The 17,862-nt window shown below is 63.9% G+C and carries 16 protein-coding genes, 1 tRNA gene and 1 pseudogene; 11 read left to right on the top strand and 7 right to left on the bottom strand.

Going from position 1 to position 17,862, the window contains the following annotated elements; translation table 11 throughout:
* Positions 1–5 precede the first annotated feature (5 nt).
* The 3 genes from ACTXG5_RS02060 to menJ form a co-directional block, all read right to left on the bottom strand.
* On the bottom strand, positions 6–680 hold the full coding sequence (locus tag ACTXG5_RS02060; RefSeq protein WP_445162113.1) for a class I SAM-dependent methyltransferase: 675 nt from the start codon (positions 678–680) through the stop codon (positions 6–8).
* An 88-nt stretch (positions 681–768) separates the two neighbouring features.
* Positions 769–1,434: an NIPSNAP family protein gene (locus ACTXG5_RS02055; RefSeq protein ID WP_445162112.1), complete on the bottom strand. Its 666-nt coding sequence runs from the start codon at positions 1,432–1,434 to the stop codon at positions 769–771.
* Positions 1,435–1,485: 51 nt separating this feature from the next.
* Positions 1,486–2,715, bottom strand: a complete 1,230-nt coding sequence (menJ, locus tag ACTXG5_RS02050) for a menaquinone reductase (RefSeq protein WP_445162111.1) — start codon at positions 2,713–2,715, stop codon at positions 1,486–1,488.
* A 21-nt stretch (positions 2,716–2,736) separates the two neighbouring features.
* Between menJ and grcC1 the strand changes: the two genes are divergently transcribed.
* The 4 genes from grcC1 to ACTXG5_RS02030 all read left to right on the top strand — a co-directional run bounded on the left by grcC1 (position 2,737) and on the right by ACTXG5_RS02030 (position 5,799).
* A complete protein-coding gene (gene grcC1, locus ACTXG5_RS02045) occupies positions 2,737–3,744 on the top strand; it encodes a nonaprenyl/(2E,6E)-farnesyl/geranylgeranyl diphosphat synthase (RefSeq protein ID WP_445162110.1) in 1,008 nt (335 codons plus the stop codon).
* 89 nt (positions 3,745–3,833) lie between these two features.
* Entirely contained in the window at positions 3,834–4,694 is an 861-nt protein-coding gene (gene htpX / locus ACTXG5_RS02040) for a zinc metalloprotease HtpX (RefSeq protein WP_445162109.1), read from the top strand.
* A gap of 118 nt (positions 4,695–4,812) precedes the next feature.
* A complete protein-coding gene (gene msrB, locus ACTXG5_RS02035) occupies positions 4,813–5,295 on the top strand; it encodes a peptide-methionine (R)-S-oxide reductase MsrB (protein WP_445164230.1) in 483 nt (160 codons plus the stop codon).
* A gap of 147 nt (positions 5,296–5,442) precedes the next feature.
* Positions 5,443–5,799, top strand: a complete 357-nt coding sequence (locus ACTXG5_RS02030) for a type II toxin-antitoxin system HicB family antitoxin (protein ID WP_445162108.1) — start codon at positions 5,443–5,445, stop codon at positions 5,797–5,799.
* A 6-nt stretch (positions 5,800–5,805) separates the two neighbouring features.
* Here the strand turns inward: ACTXG5_RS02030 and ACTXG5_RS02025 are convergent, their stop codons facing one another.
* The 4 genes from ACTXG5_RS02025 to ACTXG5_RS02010 all read right to left on the bottom strand — a co-directional run bounded on the left by ACTXG5_RS02025 (position 5,806) and on the right by ACTXG5_RS02010 (position 9,483).
* Positions 5,806–6,831 carry an NAD(P)H-dependent glycerol-3-phosphate dehydrogenase gene (locus tag ACTXG5_RS02025; protein ID WP_445162107.1) on the bottom strand — a complete coding sequence of 342 codons (1,026 nt, stop codon included), beginning with the start codon at positions 6,829–6,831 and terminating at the stop codon, positions 5,806–5,808.
* Between the two features lie 50 nt (positions 6,832–6,881).
* Positions 6,882–8,393 carry a flavin-containing monooxygenase gene (locus ACTXG5_RS02020; RefSeq protein WP_445162106.1) on the bottom strand — a complete coding sequence of 504 codons (1,512 nt, stop codon included), beginning with the start codon at positions 8,391–8,393 and terminating at the stop codon, positions 6,882–6,884.
* Positions 8,394–8,470: 77 nt separating this feature from the next.
* Positions 8,471–8,968 (bottom strand): DinB family protein, encoded by a 498-nt coding sequence (locus ACTXG5_RS02015; protein ID WP_445162105.1) that lies wholly within the window; start codon positions 8,966–8,968, stop codon positions 8,471–8,473.
* 23 nt (positions 8,969–8,991) lie between these two features.
* Complete coding sequence (locus tag ACTXG5_RS02010) at positions 8,992–9,483, bottom strand: YajQ family cyclic di-GMP-binding protein (protein WP_445162104.1); 492 nt, start codon at positions 9,481–9,483, stop codon at positions 8,992–8,994.
* 70 nt (positions 9,484–9,553) lie between these two features.
* Here ACTXG5_RS02010 and ACTXG5_RS02005 point away from each other — a divergent pair.
* The 7 genes and pseudogenes from ACTXG5_RS02005 to ACTXG5_RS01975 all read left to right on the top strand — a co-directional run bounded on the left by ACTXG5_RS02005 (position 9,554) and on the right by ACTXG5_RS01975 (position 17,862).
* Positions 9,554–9,639, top strand: a tRNA-Tyr gene (locus tag ACTXG5_RS02005).
* 156 nt (positions 9,640–9,795) lie between these two features.
* Complete coding sequence (locus ACTXG5_RS02000; RefSeq protein WP_445162103.1) at positions 9,796–10,377, top strand: hypothetical protein; 582 nt, start codon at positions 9,796–9,798, stop codon at positions 10,375–10,377.
* A 267-nt stretch (positions 10,378–10,644) separates the two neighbouring features.
* Positions 10,645–11,613, top strand: a complete 969-nt coding sequence (locus ACTXG5_RS01995; protein ID WP_445162102.1) for an AAA family ATPase — start codon at positions 10,645–10,647, stop codon at positions 11,611–11,613.
* Positions 11,606–14,143, top strand: coding sequence for a S8 family peptidase (locus ACTXG5_RS01990; protein ID WP_445162101.1), 2,538 nt, complete (start codon positions 11,606–11,608; stop codon positions 14,141–14,143). Before ACTXG5_RS01995 ends, ACTXG5_RS01990 begins: the two co-directional genes overlap by 8 nt.
* A 161-nt stretch (positions 14,144–14,304) precedes the next feature.
* On the top strand, positions 14,305–15,159 hold the full coding sequence (locus ACTXG5_RS01985) for a S1 family peptidase (protein WP_445162100.1): 855 nt from the start codon (positions 14,305–14,307) through the stop codon (positions 15,157–15,159).
* A gap of 330 nt (positions 15,160–15,489) precedes the next feature.
* Positions 15,490–16,065: pseudogene (locus ACTXG5_RS01980) on the top strand (putative alpha/beta hydrolase); the annotation flags it as partial.
* A gap of 1,500 nt (positions 16,066–17,565) precedes the next feature.
* Entirely contained in the window at positions 17,566–17,862 is a 297-nt protein-coding gene (locus ACTXG5_RS01975) for a hypothetical protein (protein WP_445162099.1), read from the top strand.

Here is a 17,862-nt window from a genome sequence, read left to right as displayed (position 1 = left end):
ATGACTCAGTCCCGATGGGCGGTCAACAGCCAGGCGCTGACCGACTTCAGACCGTTGGATTCGTCGCGGACTCCGACGAACGGCATCTCGGGAGAGTTGTCCGGCAGGTTGGCGAAGATGCGGGCCGGCCGGATCTCGTCGACGACCCAGTACTTGGACACCGCGTCACGCAGCTCGTCGGCGGTGACCGCGTTGATCGGGCCCTCCGGCGCGGCCTCCTTGTCGAAGACGAGGGCGAAGTAGGAGGCGCCAGGAGCGGCGGCACGGCTGATCGACTGCTGGTAGCCCTCGCGTGCCTCGACCGGGATGGAGTGGAACAAAGTGCTGTCGACGATCGTGCCGAATCGGCCGTCATGTCCGCTGAATGAGCTGATGTCGGCGACCTCGAAGGTGGCTTTAGTCAGGCCCCACTTCTCGGCCTCGCGACGGGCCAGCTCGATCGCGGTGGGCGAGAGGTCCAGTCCCAAGGTGTTGTGGCCGAGCTCGGCCAGTGCCAGTGAGATCGCGGCCTCCCCGCAGCCCACGTCGAGCACGTCGCCGTGGAACTTGCCCTGGTCGATCAGCGCGGACAGCTCAGGTTGCGGGGCGCCAATGCTCCAGGGCGGGCGCACTCCCGCACCGAACTGGGCGGATTCGCCGCGGTAAGCCGTTTCAAACTCGAAATCAGTTGGCTGAGTCATGCTCCCAGCATATATCAACCACCCTGATACATGTCAATGAAGTTGATATTGTGCGCATGTTGGATTGCCGGTGAAAAGTTGGCTCAGCTCAGTGCAGCGGCGAACCGGGCAGCGGCCAGGCCATCGTCGAAGTGGCCTCGGCGATGTGCTCGGGTCCGCCGGGGGGAGGCCACATCCCCTCGGCGACGAGGCGACGGCGGACGACAACGCGCTCGTCGAGTCCGGCAAAAGGCCAGATGTGGACGATCCGGGCGGGTCCATCGAGCGCGTACATGACGATCGCGATTGGGTCGACGAGGTGACGTCCGGGGAGCTTGATGCGCCACCCCTCGATGGTCGCCGGCAGCCCTCCGGGGAGCAGGTGGTAGTCGCGGATCTCATAGACCGAGCCGAAGTGGCCGGTCATGATCCGCGGCATGAAGGGAAACGGGGCATAAGCGTGCATCGCAAGGTCGGTGAGATGTTCGCCGGCGCCGAAGGGGCGCGAGCTGCGGGCGGCACGCCCGCGCTCGGCTGCGAGCTCCCGTTCGTCGTCGAACTCGCGCAGCACATACACCCGGCCGAGCACCCCGTGTTCGGCCTCCCAGCAGCCGACCAGTCGGCCCCTGGCCGCGGGGGCATCCAGCCAGCCGTCGATGCCCGACTTGGCCGACTGGGCATTCGGCAGATGAAAGGCGAGGGTCGTCAGTTCGTAGCGGATCGCTTGCTCTTCCGGGCTGACGTCCTCTCCGGTGATGGTCGCCGGCGTGTCCATGAGTCGCTCCTTGGTCTGTGGCGAGGTCCTTCCGCTCGACGCAAAGTTGGCTCAGCTGAACGGCGTTCGACGATCGATGAGCCGCGAGAACCGGCCGCCGCCACGCCACGCCCGCGCCACCCAGTCGGCGTCGTCGTCGGTGACCAGGTTCGCCATCACCCGCACGGCGATAGTCATCAGCGTGGTGGACCGCATCGCGAGGGGTCCCGTCGCGGGCAGGAACCGCTGGAAGGTCAGCAGCAGCGCCAGCCTGCGCGCGACCGAGAATCCGTGGCTGTAGTGGTCCTGCAACAGCGACGGCCACAGCTTCGACAGGTCGGCCATGTCCAGCAGCTCGGCGGCCAGCCGCCCCGTTTCCAGCCCGTAGTCGATGCCTTCGCCGTTCAGCGGGTTGACGCAGGCCGCGGCGTCACCGATCAGCATCCAGTTCGGCCCGGCCACCCCGGAAACCGCGCCGCCCATCGGCAATAGCGCCGACGAGATTGCCCGCGGCTCACCGGTGAAGCCCCACTCGTCGCGGCGCAGGTCGGTGTAATAGGAGATCAGCGGTCGCAGCGCCAGGTCGGCCGGCCGCTTCGACGTCGACAACGCTCCGACGCCGATGTTCACCTCCCCGTTGCCCAACGGGAAGATCCAGCCGTATCCGGGCAGCACGGCGCCGTCGGGGGAGCGGAGTTCCAGATGCGATGTCAGCCAAGGGTCCTCGCTGCGCGGGGTGGTCAGATACCCGCGGGCCGCGACGCCATACACCGTCTCTTGATGCCAGCGCCGGCCCAGCTTGCGGCCCAGCGTAGAGCGGGCCCCGTCGGCCACGATCAGCCGGCGGCATCCCACCTCAGTGCCGTCGGCCAACAGCACCGAGGTCACCCGCCTCGATGAGTCATGGTGCACACCAACCGCTTTGGTTCCAAGCAGCATGCGCGCCCCGGATTCCTCGGCGACTTTGCGGATTCGGTCGTCCAGCTCGAGGCGGGCCACCGCGCTGCCGGTCGACGGGAAGGACGGGCCGGGCCAATCCACTTCCAGCTCGCCGCCGAACCCGCTCATCCGCAGTCCCCGATGCCGGATGCGGGTATCCAGCCACTCGCCGAGCCCCAGCAGCTCCAGCTCGGCGACCGCGCGCGGTGTCAGCCCGTCGCCGCAGGGCTTATCGCGGGGAAAGCTCGCCGAGTCGACGACGAGTACGTCGCGACCGGCGCGAGCGGCCCAGGCGGCCGCCGCCGAACCGGCGGGTCCGGCGCCCACGACCACCACGTCGGCTCCGGAGGCCTTTGCGTCCACGCCCACCAGTATGTTGGTCGCGTGAGTACTCCGGCGACGGTGGTGGCGGGCGTTGACTTCGGCGACGCCGCGTTCGCTACCACGGTGCGCGACGGCGTCGACAAGATTGAGCAGCTCATGGATGTCGAGTTGCGCAGCGCCGACGAGATCATGACCGACTCGCTGATGCATCTGTTCAAGGCCGGCGGCAAGCGGTTCCGGCCGTTGTTCACCGTGCTGTCCGCGCAGATCGGCCCCAACCCGGACGCGGTGGAGGTGACGATCGCCGGCGCGGTCATCGAGCTGGTGCACCTGGCCACGCTCTACCACGACGACGTGATGGACGAGGCGGAGGTCCGCCGCGGCGCTCAGACCGCCAATGTGCGCTGGAGTAACAACGTCGCGATCCTGGCCGGTGACTACCTTTTCGCCACGGCGTCGCGGCTGGTATCGCGGCTGGGGCCGGACGCGGTGCGGCTCATCGCTGAAACGTTCGCTCAGTTGGTCACCGGGCAGATGCGCGAGACCCGCGGCGTCGCCGACGGTGTGGATTCGGTCGAGCACTATCTGAAGGTGGTGTACGAGAAGACCGCCTGCCTGATCGCCGCGGCCGGCCAGTTCGGTGCGATGTTCTCCGGTGCCGACGACGATCAGGTCGCCCGGTTGAGCCGGGTCGGCGGCATTGTCGGCACCGCATTTCAGATCTCCGATGACATCATCGACATCGACAGCGACTCCCATGAGTCGGGCAAGCTGCCCGGTACCGACGTGCGCGAGGGAGTGCACACCCTGCCGATGGTCTACGCCCTGCGTCAACCCGGGCCGGACGGCGACCGGCTGCGCGAGCTGCTGAGCGGGCCCGTCGAAGACGACGACGCGGTGGCCGAGGCGCTGACGCTATTGCGGGCGTCGCCGGGCATGGCCCAGGCCAAGGAATTTCTGGCGCAGTACGCCGCCAAAGCCCGCGATGAGCTGGCCCTTTTGCCCGATGTCGCCGGCCGGCACGCGCTGGAGGCATTGGTCGATTACACGATCAGCCGGCACGGATAGCGGGTCCTGGAACCCGGAAGGTCATCCCGGGCGTTCAATTGACGTCAGTCAGCAGTAACGAGTGTCTAAGTCTTTTCAAGGAGGGCACGATGACCTGGCATCCCCATGCCAACAGGCTGAAGACCTTCCTCCTCTTGGCCGGTATGTCCGCGATGATCGTGTTCGTCGGCCGGTTGTTCGGACCGACCATGATGTGGCTGGCGGTGCTGTTCGCCATCGGCATGAACGTCTACACGTACTACAACAGCGACAAGCTGGCATTGCGGGCGATGCACGCGCAGCCGGTTTCCGAGCTTCAGGCGCCGATGATCTATCGGATCGTGCGCGAGCTGGCCACCACCGCCCATCAGCCGATGCCCCGGCTGTATATCAGCGACACCAACGCACCCAACGCGTTCGCCACCGGACGCAACCCGCGTAACGCCGCGGTCTGCTGCACTACCGGCATCTTGGACATCCTCACTGAGCGCGAGCTGCGCGCCGTCCTGGGCCACGAGCTATCGCACGTCTACAACCGCGACATCCTGATCTCCTGTGTGGCTGGCGCGCTGGCGGGGGTGATCACTGCCCTGGCCAACATGGCACTGTGGGTCGGCATGTTCGGTGGCAACCGCGATGGCGAGAATCCCTTTGCGCTGCTGCTGGTTTCGTTGCTGGGCCCGATCGCGGCCACGGTGGTGAAGCTGGCCGTGTCGCGGTCCCGCGAGTACCAGGCCGACGAGTCGGGTGCGCTGCTGACAGGCGACCCGCTGGCTTTGGCGTCGGCCCTGCGCAAGATTTCCGGCGGCGTGCAGGTGGCCCCGTTGCCGCCCGAGCCGCGGCTGGCCACCCAGGCGCATCTGATGATCGCCAACCCGTTCCGTGCGGGTGAGCGCATCGGTTCGATGTTCTCGACGCACCCACCGATCGAGGACCGCATCCGCCGACTGGAAGAAATGGCGCGGGGCTGACGCAGTCGCTATCGCAGGTGCGATCAAAGCCGGTCGACGCACCGCGTGATCGGCCTATGGTGGGAAAGATGACTGCTTCGACACCACCGCACTCGTGCCAGCACTGACCCGGCGGCGGATGCTGCTCGGCACCGCGGGTTTCGGCGCGCTCGTCGGGTGTGGCGCACTGACTGCCTCCATCGCGGCCGGTGCGCCGGGCACCCCGCCCAAAACATTCGAGGTCACTCACACCGACGCCGAATGGCGGCAACTTCTGACGCCACAGCAGTACGCCGTGCTTCGCACGGCGGCCACCGAGCAGCCCTACAGCAGTCCACTGAACGATGAGCACCGGTCCGGAACCTTCGGCTGCGCGGGCTGTGCACAGGACCTGTTCTCGTCAACCACCAAGTTCGACAGCGGCACCGGCTGGCCCAGCTTCTGGAAAGCCTTGGGCGGCGCGGTACTCGAACAGTCGGACAACGGAGGGGGCATGGCACGCACCGAGGTGCTCTGCAGCCGTTGCGGCGGCCACCTCGGCCACGTCTTCGACGATGGCCCCCAGCCCACGGGTCTGCGCTACTGCATGAACGGCGTGGCGCTGCGCTTCCGATCTGCCTAGGAGTTGTCAGGACCATGCGTGCATTCTCGTTTTCGATATCGCATGCGCTATCGGATTTGTAGACAACCGCATGGTCCGCAGCGGCCGACCACAGTTCTCCCCAGGTATGACTGCCGAAATTGACCGCGTTGTGCTACCAGTTTCTGCGTGAGCCACTACACCTACCGGGTGGAGTGGTCGCGCGACTGCGACGACTACATCGGCGTGTGTATCGAGTTGCCGTACCTGCTGGAGCGCGCCCGCACCGCGCATGACGCGCTCGTCGCGATCACGGCGGCCGTCGATCAAAAACTGGTCGAAATGCAGGAGTTCGGCCAACCGGCGCCCGCACCCCTGAGCGAACGCAGATACAGCGGAACGTTCGTGGTCAGGACGTCACGGGAACTGCACGCGCGCCTAGCCCGCGAGGCCCTCGAGCAATGTGTCTCGATGAACCAGTGGGTCGTTCAAAAGCTCAGTGGTCGTGAATTGCCGAGCGGCGCAGGGATTTTCGGGCTCGACTAGCGGGCTTCAGAACCCGGAGCCGTGCACTTCGTGCCCCGGGACCTCGGCGATCAGGCCGCTATAAGCCTGCTCGACCGACGAGCCGTGGTTGATCACCGAATCGACTTCGCGGGCGATCGGCATGCTCAACCCGAACTCGTTGGTGAACTCCATGATCACGCTGGCGGCCTTGACGCCTTCGGCGACCTGATTCATCGACGCGATGATCTCGTCGATCGGCTTGCCCGCGCCGAGTTGCTCGCCGACGTGGCGGTTGCGGCTGCGCTGACTGGTGCAGGTGACGATCAGGTCGCCCAGACCGGCCATGCCGGGGAAAGTCTCGGCGTCGCCGCCTAGTGCCACACCCAGCTTGGTCATCTCGCGCAGGGCGCGGGCGATTACCGCCGCGCGGGTGTTCTCCCCGATGCCAATCGCGTATCCCATCCCGACGGCGATGGCGTAGACGTTCTTCAGCGCTCCGGCCATCTCGACGCCGACGACGTCGTCGCTGGTGTACACGCGGAAGCGCCGGGTGCGGAACAAGGCTGCTAGCCGGGTGGCCAAATGCTGGTCGGGCATGGCCAGCACGGCCGCGGCGGCATAGCCCTCGCCCACCTCGCGCGCAATGTTCGGTCCCGCCAGGATGCCCGCCGGATGACCGGGTAGGACCTCCTCGATGATCTGCGACATCCGCATGTTGGTGCCCTGCTCGAGCCCCTTGACCAGCGACACCACCGGCACCCAGGGGCGCAATTCCTTACCGAGTTCGGTGAGCACACCGCGGAACCCGTGCGAGGGGACACCCATGATCACGACGTCGGCGCAGTTGGCGGCCTCCGCGAAATCGTTGGTGGCGCGCAGGGTGTCGCTCAGTTCGACCTCGTCGCCGAGGTAGCGGGAGTTGCGGTGATTCTCGTTGATGTCCTTGGCGGTCTCCTCGGAGCGCACCCACTGCAGCGTCGGCCCCCGGCGCGCGCAGATGGACGCCACGGTGGTTCCCCAGGAACCGCCTCCAAGGACAACGACTTTGGGTTCGCGCTTCTCGGCTGCCATACGTTTCAGCGTATTGCCGAAACCTCACATTTAGTAGCGGTTCACGAAGACTAGCCCGCTACCGGCGCCCGGTCGGAAACCCGGCCGAATTCCATTGCCTCCTCGATGCGGTCGAACCGGTAATCGAGGGCGTCGGCGAGGTAGTTCTGCCGCACATTCCACGGCCGCTTGGTGCCCGACTTGGGTAGCTCGTGCGCCGAGCGCTTCACGTAGCCGGCGTTGATATCCCAGGAAGGCTTCTCGGCCATCGGCTCGTTGCCGCGGTGTGGATAGGCATGGGCGTAGCCGTGAGAAGCCATGTACGCCATCAGTGTGGCTGTGGCACGCGCCGTGATGTCGGCCCGCAGCGTCCAGGACGCGTTGGTGTAGCCCACGCACCAGAACAGGTTGGGCACGTCTTCGAGCATGTGCGCCTTGTAGACGAAACGCTGTCGGTGATCGACCTTTTCGCCGTCCAGGCTGATCGCGGCGCCGCCCAGCGCCTGCAGTTGCAGGCCGGTTGCGGTGACGATGATGTCGGCGTCGAGGTGGGTGCCGGATTTCAGCGCGATACCGGTGGCGTCGACATGGTCGACCTCATCGGTGACGACCTCGGCGCCGCCCTCGGCAATCGAGTTGTACAGGTCGGCGTCGGGGATCAGGCACATCCGCTGATCCCACGGGTTGTATCGCGGTTTGAAGTGGACGTCGACGGCGTATCCGTCGGGCAGGCTATCGACCGCCTTGCGTCGCAGCAGCTGCTTGATCAAGCCAGGCATCTTGCGGGAGATGAAGAAGAACACGGCTTCGGTCAATGCGTTGTACATCCGGATAGCGCGATGAGAAGCCTTGCGGGGCAACAGGGCACGTGCGACCGTGGTGATCTTGCTGTACTTGGGCGCCGAAATCAGGTACGTCGGCGAGCGTTGCAGCATCGTCACTTTTGCGGCCCGCTCCGACAGCGAGGGGAGCAAGGTGACCGCGGTGGCACCGCTGCCGATCACCACGATCTTCTTGCCGGTGTAGTCCAGGTCCTCGGGCCAGTGCTGGGGATGGACGACGGTGCCGCCGAACTGCTCGATGCCGGGAAAGTCCGGGGTGTAGCCCTCGTCGTAGTTGTAGTAGCCGGAGGCGAAGTACACGAACTTGCTGCGGTAAACCGTGCGGGCGCCGCCTTGCTCGACGGTGATTGTCCACGTGTTGGTCGCCGAATCCCAGTCCGCGGAACGGACGTAGCTGTTGAACTTGATGTGGCGATCGATCCCATACTTACGTGCGGTGGCCGTCAGGTACTCGCGGATGTGCTCGCCGTCGGCGACGCCTTCCTTCCGGGTCCACGGCTCGAAGGGGAACGACAGCGTGAAGATGCTGCTGTCGGAACGCACACCGGGATACCGGAACAGGTCCCAGGTGCCGCCGATCTGCTCGCGGCGCTCCAGGATTGCGTACGTCATGCGGGGGTTGCGCTCGGCGATCCGGTAGGCCGCGCCGATACCGGAGATCCCGGCGCCGACGATGATGACGTCGAAGTTGCCGGCCTCGGCCGGCGGGCGGCCGCTGGCCTCCTGGGGAGTCACGGTCATCGTGAACCTCGCTTGCGGTGTGGGACTCGTCACTAGCGTAGGACCGACTGGTTGGTTGGCTCAGCGGACCCGACGAATCACATCTGGTTGCTGATATCGCCGAGATGATGTTGTGCTTCGTGCACGGTGTGCACGGCGACCCACCGCAACGACCTCAGGCTGGTTTCCGGGAAGTGGTAGACAACCGCGCGGTTCCAGTCGTCGGCGGACAAGCGGCCCAACACGTTGCCGAACATCAGTGCGGCGTCACCGAGCTGACGGGCCACATCGGCGGGCTCCTGGTCGGCATACCCGTCGTGCACCACCCGCTCGTCGCGTCCCATCGCGGTGCAGTCCGGCCGATCCGTGCGCAGCGCCGCAAGCACGCGCTCGCGCTGGACGAGCAGCATGTCGCGCAGATGACATCCGTACTCCAGCGGAGACCACACCGCGGGTTGCCGCCTGGACCGCACGTCCACCTCGCGGTCGCCCAAGATCGCCACGGCGGCACCGACCCGCTCGTTAATGGCCTCCCGGGCGGCCGCGGCCCGCGTGAGGTCGTAGACGAGACCGCACTGCGGACACTTATCCGTCATCGCGACCCGCCGGTGCGTGCAAGCTAGCGGTAGTTCACGAACTGCAGCGCGACGTCCACGTCGGCCTGCCTCAGCAGCGCTTGGACGGCCTGCAGGTCGTCACGCTTCTTGCTTGAGACGCGGATTTCGTCGCCCTGGATCTGGGTCTTGACGCCCTTGGGCCCGTCGTCGCGGATGAGCTTGGTGACCTTCTTGGCGTTCTCGCTGTCGATGCCCTGCTTGAGGGTGCCGGTGAGCTTGAAGGTCTTGCCCGAGGCCTGCGGTTCGCCGGCGTCGAAGGCCTTCATCGAGATGTCGCGGCGGATCAGTTTTTCCTTGAACACGTCGACGGCCGCCTTGATGCGCTCCTCGGTCGACGACGTCAGCTCGATGGCCTCGTCGCCCTTCCACGCGATCGTGGTGTCGGTGCCGCGGAAGTCGAACCGGGTGGACAACTCCTTGGCGGCCTGGTTAAGCGCGTTGTCCACCTCTTGCCGATCGAACTTGCTGACGATGTCGAACGATGAGTCCGCCATGCGATCGCCCTTCCTCCCTTGCTCCTAGCCGTTTGTGAATTGTCTACCCGCTCGTTGTAGCCTGCTAGGCGGCAGGTTGCCCGAGCGGCCAATGGGAGCGGACTGTAAATCCGTCGGCTTACGCCTACACTGGTTCGAATCCAGTACCTGCCACCAAGGTCAGGCCACCTTTCGAGGGGCCTGATTTGCGTTAAACGGTCAGAACTGCCACAGATTGTCACAAGTCGCGCGAAAGGTCTCAGCGAGCATCCCAGCGAGGTATGCGATGCCACCAACGAACCCTGGCATTCCGGAATACGGTCAACAGCGGTCATGTGGGTGTTCGCGGTCATCGAGGCTGAACGTCGCCTCCGCGACGTCAAGGAGCAGAACCTGACGGCGCACCTCCATGCAGCGTTCCGCAAGAAATTCGACGAGTCGTCAGACCAGGAGAAAGAGCTCCTCCGGGACCAGCACGAGGAGTGGACAAGCGTCATCACGACTGGCTCCATTTGGCGAATGACATTGGCGCGATACTCGCTGCTCGTCGCGGCGGCGCAGCTTCAGAAGTGCGTCGATCAGCTACGCAATGGTGGAGCCGATATCCCCGAACTGTCGAACGAGAGCAACATCAAGTTGCTTCGAGATATCGATGAGCACTGGGAGCAAGTCACCCGGGGAAAGTCGCGCAGGAGGCTGCTCGCGATGAGACCAGACGACCGACCAGGAACCGTGACTTACGGCCTTGGACGAATCGACATCGGCGGAGGGCTGACAAGCCACGACATCGTGCAGTGGGCGTACCTGGTGGAACAGGTGATTCGCGAGCAAGCCGGGATCGAGGGCCAGTCGCTAGTCCGTCCTGATGATTCGGTGGAGTATCTCTTCGAGAGTCAGGAGCCGATCGATTTTTGATCGACTATCCGGCCGAAGCTTTGAGCCGCCGTCCTCAACGCCGGATCACGGATTTGTTCCGAAGTAAGCAAATGTGCGGCGGGATCCCGCGCCCTAGTGAAACATGCAGCCAGAAGCCCAGTCGACAGCGAAGTCTGAATGCTTCGATGGCACTTCGCAGGATGCGCCGAGGGCGTCGGCGAGTTGGAAAGACGCTGGGTGTCGGACCGAGGTGACACCGTTAGCATCAGTGACACACCGAACAAGCAGCGTAGGGAAGGAGGCGACATGGCAGGACTGGGTGAACACATCACTGCGATGGTGCGGAACCACGCATCCGGCGACAACGCCGCCTTTTACGCCGTCGCGCTTCAAATCGCGGCGCGAGAGGCACGTCAAGGTCATCATGTCCTCGCCTCCAACATCAAGAAGGCCGTGGACTCCTCTCGTGAGCGCGCCCCGCTGGCCAACGTCACCGCGCTACCACGCGCCCGCGGCGAACTGGCCGAACTGGTCGAAGTGTCACATCCCCAGGTGCATCTGCGTGAGCTCATCGCGTCAGCTGACCGCATTACACAGATCAAACAAATTCTCGCCGAGCAACGGCAGCGCAAGAATCTGCTTGAACATGGTTTCAATCCGGCGCATCGGTTACTCCTGGAAGGGCCTCCGGGGACCGGTAAAACGATGACGGCCTCGGTGCTGGCTACAGAACTGTCCCTGCCCATGTACACCGTGCGTCTGGACGGTCTGCTTAGCAAGTTCATGGGAGAGACGGCGGCGAAGCTCCGCCTCGTGTTTGACGCCGTCGCCGCGGAGCGGGCGGTCTACCTGTTCGATGAATTTGATGCACTCGGGGCCGATCGCTCCGGCAACGATGTCGGCGAAGCTCGCCGCATCCTCAATTCGTTTCTGGTGTTCCTGGAGAATGCAGGTCCGGAGTCGATCGTCATCGCGGCGACCAACCATCGCGCAATCCTGGATAAGGCGCTGTTCCGCCGCTTCGACGCAGTCTTGAACTACACGTTGCCGGACGCGCGTCAGGCGGCGACCGTGGTACGAACCCGGCTCGGCTCCATGGCATCGAAGACGAGCACGACCAAGCTCAGCGAGTACACCCACGGCCTCAGCCACGCCGATCTGGTGAAAGCCGCCGAGTCCGCCGCCAAAGCCGTCCTGATGCGTGGTGAGACGCAGGTCGGGCGCGACGATGTCGTCTCGGCGCTCACCGCACGTCGAGCGGCGACCCTTGGCTGACGAGGGGCAGCGCGATCACCTCTATGTTCAGGGATTCGCGGCCTCGGAGGGCTTCTACCGCTATGCGCAAGGCGGAGGAGGCGCCAGGCGGCGCCAAGTGGACCGTGCCTCCCACGGGGCCGCACTTAACGGCGAACTGAGCGATTCATTCACCGAATCCGACACCGAACGCGAGTCTGTCGCACTGAACGACGACGAATTGGCGGCGCAGGGCACCATCATCGTGCTTGAGGGCGAAGGTGCGTCCTATCCGCTAAGGCTCAACTCGCTCAATCGTCTCACCGGTCACCGGAAGGTTCCCAAACAGCCACGATGGCTGCTGCTGTCGGTTCGGCCAGCCGCAGAATCCGAGCCTGAACGGGCGACTGTGTGGGTGTCAGACAAACACCGTGCGGCATTCATGAAGCTCTTCGAGGACTACCTCAATGAGACCTCAGCGAAGGGCCAACCGAAAAACCAAGATCTCGTCGCCAACATCTCGCGTATCCGAAACGCAGTACTCGCCGACCTCTGGACGTCGGACGGCCAACCACCGCAGCTTGGACTTCATTGGTGGGAGCTGTGGCTGGACACGTCTAGCGAGCACGTCGGTGCCATCGAAGGCTTCGCCGCCGCCTATCACGTCCGGTTACTGTCCCGATCCGTCCGATTCCGCGATCGAATAGTCGTCTGGCTGGAAGCGTCGTGGTCGGACCTTCAAACGCTTCTTTTCACCGTTGTGCCCGTGGCCGAAATCCGGCGGCCCGAATTTATCGAGACCGTAGAGGATCTGCCTGTCGCCGAACAAGACGAATACGTGCAGGAACTCGCAGAACGCATCACCGCGGCCGGCGATGATGCGCCAGCGGTCTGCCATCTAGACACCGGTGTGCTGCGCAGTCACGTCCTGCTCGCGCAGTCCTTAGCGCCCGACGACCTACACACGATCATCGGCAGCTCGGGGACTGATCTAAACCCCCACGGCCACGGAACATCCATGGCCGGACTCGCCCTATTCGGCGACCTGGACGCCGCGCTTCAGAGCAGCGACCCGCTCCACCTCCGCCACCGCCTGGAATCGGTCCGCATGGAACCCGGTCCGGGCGAGCCAAACATTGACCCGCTCGACTACGGAAGCGCGACTGTTCAGGCGGTCGCCCTACCGGAAATCGCCAGCGGAAGACGCCGGGTATTCGCCCTGACGCTCAGCACAACGCCGGATAATCCGGGCGAGCCGACACTATGGTCGGCTGCAGTCGACGCACTTGCGGTTGGGACTGACTCGTCTCGCGACGGCGACCAATTCCAACTCGTATCCGCCCCGGAACCCGGCGCGGCGCGGCTCATTATCGTGGCGGCGGGCAACGTCGGCTCCTACAGCGCCGACTACGCCGAGAACTCAGATCTTGCAGCCATCGAAGACCCGGCCCAAGCTTGGAACGCGCTGACCGTTGGTGCCTACACCGAACTCACCGAGACGCCGCAGCACCCTCAGTACACGGGGTGGAAGCCACTGGCTGAAACGGGCGAACTCTCACCGCACAGCCGGACGTCGATGCTGTTCAGCCACCGGAAGACCCCGATCAAGCCAGACATCTGCATGGAGGGTGGGAACGTTCTCACGGACGGTGCCCAGATGTTCGAGGACAATCTGCCCATTCTATCGCTCCGCTCCACAGGCAACAGCAACGACATTGCTCTCGTCTCAGCGAACGCGACGAGTGCGGCGACCGCGCAGGCCGCACGTCTCGCTGCGCTGACGATGGACAGGTACCCAGACTACTGGCCGGAGTCCATTCGCGCGCTTATGACCCATGAGGCGGAGTGGACTCCGCCCATGGACGCAGAGGTCAAGCACGATCAGCCGAAGAGAGCACGGCTCAATCTGCTGCGCCGGTATGGCTGGGGCGTCCCCACGGAGGAGTCGGTCCTCAACTCGTCACAGCAAGCCGTCACTATCGTCACCCAGGACCAGTTCGTACCTTTCGAGGGCACGGGTTTTCGCATGCGTAGCTTTCGGCTCCACACACTGCCTTGGCCCAGCGAAGCACTGGAAGAACTCGGCGCCGCCGATGTGCGGCTGCGCGTCACGCTGTCGTACTTCATCGAGCCGTCTGCCTCTCGTCGAGGGTGGCGACAGCGGTACGCCTACCCGTCCCACGCGCTGCGCTTCGACCTGCAGGGATCGTTGGAAACTCGACAGGAGTTCATCGCTCGGATCAATCGGGAAGCGCAAGCTGCCGAGGACGGCGCATCAAGCGCAGGGACAACATCGCAGCGGTGGCTGCTTGGTGAGAACCAACGCACGCTGGGGTCGCTGCACCAAGACGAGTGGCACGGCACGGGAAGCGAACTGGCGCGGTGCAATTCAGTCGCCGTGTACCCGGTCGGGGGCTGGTGGAAGAACAACAGTCGATCCGACCGCCGCGACATTCCGGTGCGCTACTCGCTGATTCTTTCGCTGAGAACTGCGCAGCAAGACATCGACCTCTACACACCTATCGCGACACAACTGGGTGTACCGATCGCGACCGAAATCACCGGTGTCTGAATTGCCCATGCGAACACGGTTTGCATGGGGCGGTCGCAGGGTTGGAATTGTGTCTTCACCCATACCGCCGACGAGCCGGCCAGCACCGTCGCGGCTTCCCGGGGGTTATCGGCTGCTATCTGCCCGTTCAGATGTTCTGCTTGTCTGCTTACATTGACGTTGTGTCATTTGGAGCCAATACCGGACTAGCTCATGGCGGTTCACAACTGATTGACCGACGACACCTCTATGCCTCTGTCGCAATCGAGGCGGAGTTCTATGACAGCCGAAGTAATACAGCTATCGCTGGTAAGCAGGGCACGGCGTTCGTCATGAACGATCCCGCTGGTGACTTCATAGTCACGAACCGTCATGTGCTGGAATACAACTACAAGCTTCAGCCTACGAAGCAAAACCCTTACGCAACCCTCGGCAAGGTCAAGATCGATGGACATTTCCAGCCGGCTGACCCCGGGGCGCGGACTAGATGGTATTCGCTCGAGTATCCGGAGCCAAAGATTACTTTTCCCCAAGACGATTCGCTCGACATCGGTGTCGTGGCTATGCGCGACCTGTCCATGAAAAACTGGCAGGAGATTCCGTCAAGCACGCTGCAGGCGAACCACTACGGGTTCGAATGGTGTGCAACTACTGAAGAGTTGAACTCGGTGCTTCCAGGCGACGACGTCTTCATCGCGGGGTACCCGGGACTCTCGGGACTAGCTGCTGGAATCGTGAGGCTTGACAGGCCGCTGCTGGTTTCGGGAATCGTGTCAAGCGATCCGCGGTACCCGGCCAATTTTGTCGATATCAGTAAGCCTGGCTATGTCTTCTGCCATTCCTTCAGTTGGGGAGGTATGTCCGGAGCGCCTGTCATCGGCATCTCCCACTCGATCGGCTCAGTGAAGCTGCTCGGCGTGAACTGCGGTCACGTGGCGGACCAGGGCGTTAGCGGTGGAGTCATCTCGATCTTCGTAAGGTCCGATGCGCTTCTTGACCTACTGACTCTCGCAGCCTCAAAAACTCCGGCGTGGTAGGCGAGGCACTGGACGGTGGGCATGTGAGTCAAGGGCCTTGCCTGCGACTCCCGCGGTTTTGTCACGACGTTGTCACAACTCCTGCGATACCGCCGGTATGCGGTGGCATACGTTGAAACCATCACCCAACCCAGAGACTTTCTGGAGATGCCGGGACACCCTAAGGCAGCCCCATCTGCGGACTGTAAATCCGTCGGCTTACGCCTACACTGGTTCGAATCCAGTACCTGCCACCAAGGTCAGAGACCATTTCGGTCGCTGCAACAGGTTTGCAGGCCCCGTGATGCTTGTTGATGCTGAAGGTAACGCCTTGAAACTGCGGGCCTTGCGGTGCAGCTCCGGTATATAAGCATTCCGCTTCTGGTCGCGGAGGCTGGCGGTGACCCGTGGAAAATTAATCAAAGTCTGCAAGCCGGCCGCCCGGCCCAGATTTCCGATTTGGCCGAGGCCTTTCATGCTGCTGGCCGGTGCACCACCGAATCCAGCAAGGCCTTCGAAGAAGCCCGTCGCCGCTTTGAGGCGGCCTGGAATCGGGAGAATGGCGACCATCCGATCAATGATTCCGCTGAGGTGCAGAGGGTGACGAAGTTGCTCGGTGCCCAGTCCCTGCAGTTGCCCAAGATCGGGGTCGACTTAGAAAATATTGCCGCCGCTCTGGCCGAAGCGCAAAAGGCCGCCGCTGGACGGATCGCCGCTCTCGAGACTCAATTGCAGACGCTCGACAACATGATCGGCCAGGCGGTTGAGATGGAAAAGGATCCCAATCTCAGCGCAGCGGATAGGGACGCGCTGAGTGCCTTCGTCACTACGTGTGAAGACGACGCCATCGGCGACACCAGGGCTGCGCTCGGCGATCTGCGTTCAACTCGCGACACCTACACGGAATCGCTGCATCACGCGCAAGCGAACGGAAACCTCACCCCGCAGGACGCTGTCCTCACCACCGAGTTCAAGCCCGCCGACTTCGGGGAGGGCGACGGAGGTCCGCCCAGCGACCCCAGGATCACGGGCCCAGCCGGCCCGCCCCACAACGAGCAGAACACCTACGACTTACAAGACCAATTCCAAGACGGCCAGGGCCCCACCTTCGGCGGCGATCCACGAGACGGCTTGCCCCGCAGCCCCGCTTCCCAGCTGGCTCAAGGCCCCCCGGGCACCCGGCCACTGCCCACGGGGACCGCGCTTGGGCCCAACGGCCGCAGGTACGCATTTTTCAGCAACCCAGACGGCACTCACACCCCTGGGCTCAACGAGTACGCGACCAACGGGTCTGTCTGGGACTACAGCGATCCCGCACATCCGGTGAAAGTCGGTGACCTGCCGGGGATTTACCAGGCCAGCGGCGTCTACGACCCCGCCACCAATCAGATGGTGATCATCGGCAACACCAGCAACCGGACGGGCGATCTCAACCGCGGCTTGTGGGTGTCGGGACCTATCGACCCGGCCAATCCCAACGGCTGGATGACTTCGTTGCAGCGCGTCGGCGACGTCAGCCTCCCCGGTGATCGTGAAAGCCAACTCGTTGGACTCCAGGGTGGCGGTTACATGCTTGTCGGCGCGACCAACGGAGGGCCAGTCCAGGCCATCACCGCCGCCACCCCGCAGGGACTGACGGCCGCGGCCCCCCAAACGCTGATAGATGCAGGCCAGCTTCCCACTGTCTACGGACCCACCGTCACGGGCACAACGGTTGATCCGGCGACCGGCCTTGAGACAGTTCAACTGCGGGTGAGCACGTGGCCGCCCGGACCGACCTACGATCCCAATACCTGGACGACCACCTTCGGCGTCCAACACTAGGGAGGCGACATCGCGTGCTAACCAGGATGGCCGTAGCGGCGATCACCGCGACCGTCGCGGTGTTGGGGCTGGGTTGTTCTCGTACTGCCCCCGGCATCGCTACGGCCACGCCGCCGAACTTTCCCGATCTCAATGCATTCCAACCGGTGGACCCCGCGCCGTATACCGCAGCCGCCCGTGCCGGTGGCGCAGCCTATTTCGTTACCCCAGACGGACTCCAATGCAACTTGCCTGATCCAAGCAAGCCGGGCGATCACGTCAGCGCCAGCTGTGATGGGCCGCTACCCGGTCTTCCCGGCAACGCCCCCGTGGGCAGCGACGGCTGCTCGGTGGTGGGACCGCCGACATCGGTGCCAACGGACCTAGGCCCCTACAGCTTTCAGAAGGGCACCGGGTGCCCGATCGTCACTTCGCCGCTGCTCAATGTGGGCCAAAAAATAACCAAGGCAGATATCACCTGCGTTGTGGGCGCTGACCGTCTAACTGCCTGTATCGACCCAATCTTGAACCGCGGCTTCGTGCTTCAACCCTCGGGCTCGTGGACCTTCTAGGGGTAGCCCAGAAGCCGGTCGACTGGTGCACCAGACGACGTACGATATTTTTGTGAGCTGGATCCCCGGGTTAAGGCTGGTTGCGGCCATTAGCGCTGCTGTCGTTGTCTTATGCCCGGCCGCGGCGGCCGATCCCGGGTCCCCGTCTTACCAGCAGGGCAAACAAGCCATCGACGATCAGGTTCAACAGCATCACGTGCAGTTCCCGGTCAGCACCGACTGGCAACAATACTGTCAAGACGAGCTCAGAAACGTCCTCAAAAGCGGGAAGGTGCCCCGAGTGGACTCCTCGTCCGACTTCATCGCCGGGTGTCAGGACGAGGGTCGCGCCCTCGCAGTGTCGCAATAA

Source organism: Mycobacterium sp. Dal123C01 (assembly GCF_052566995.1).
This window is presented reverse-complemented; position numbering and strand designations above follow the sequence as displayed.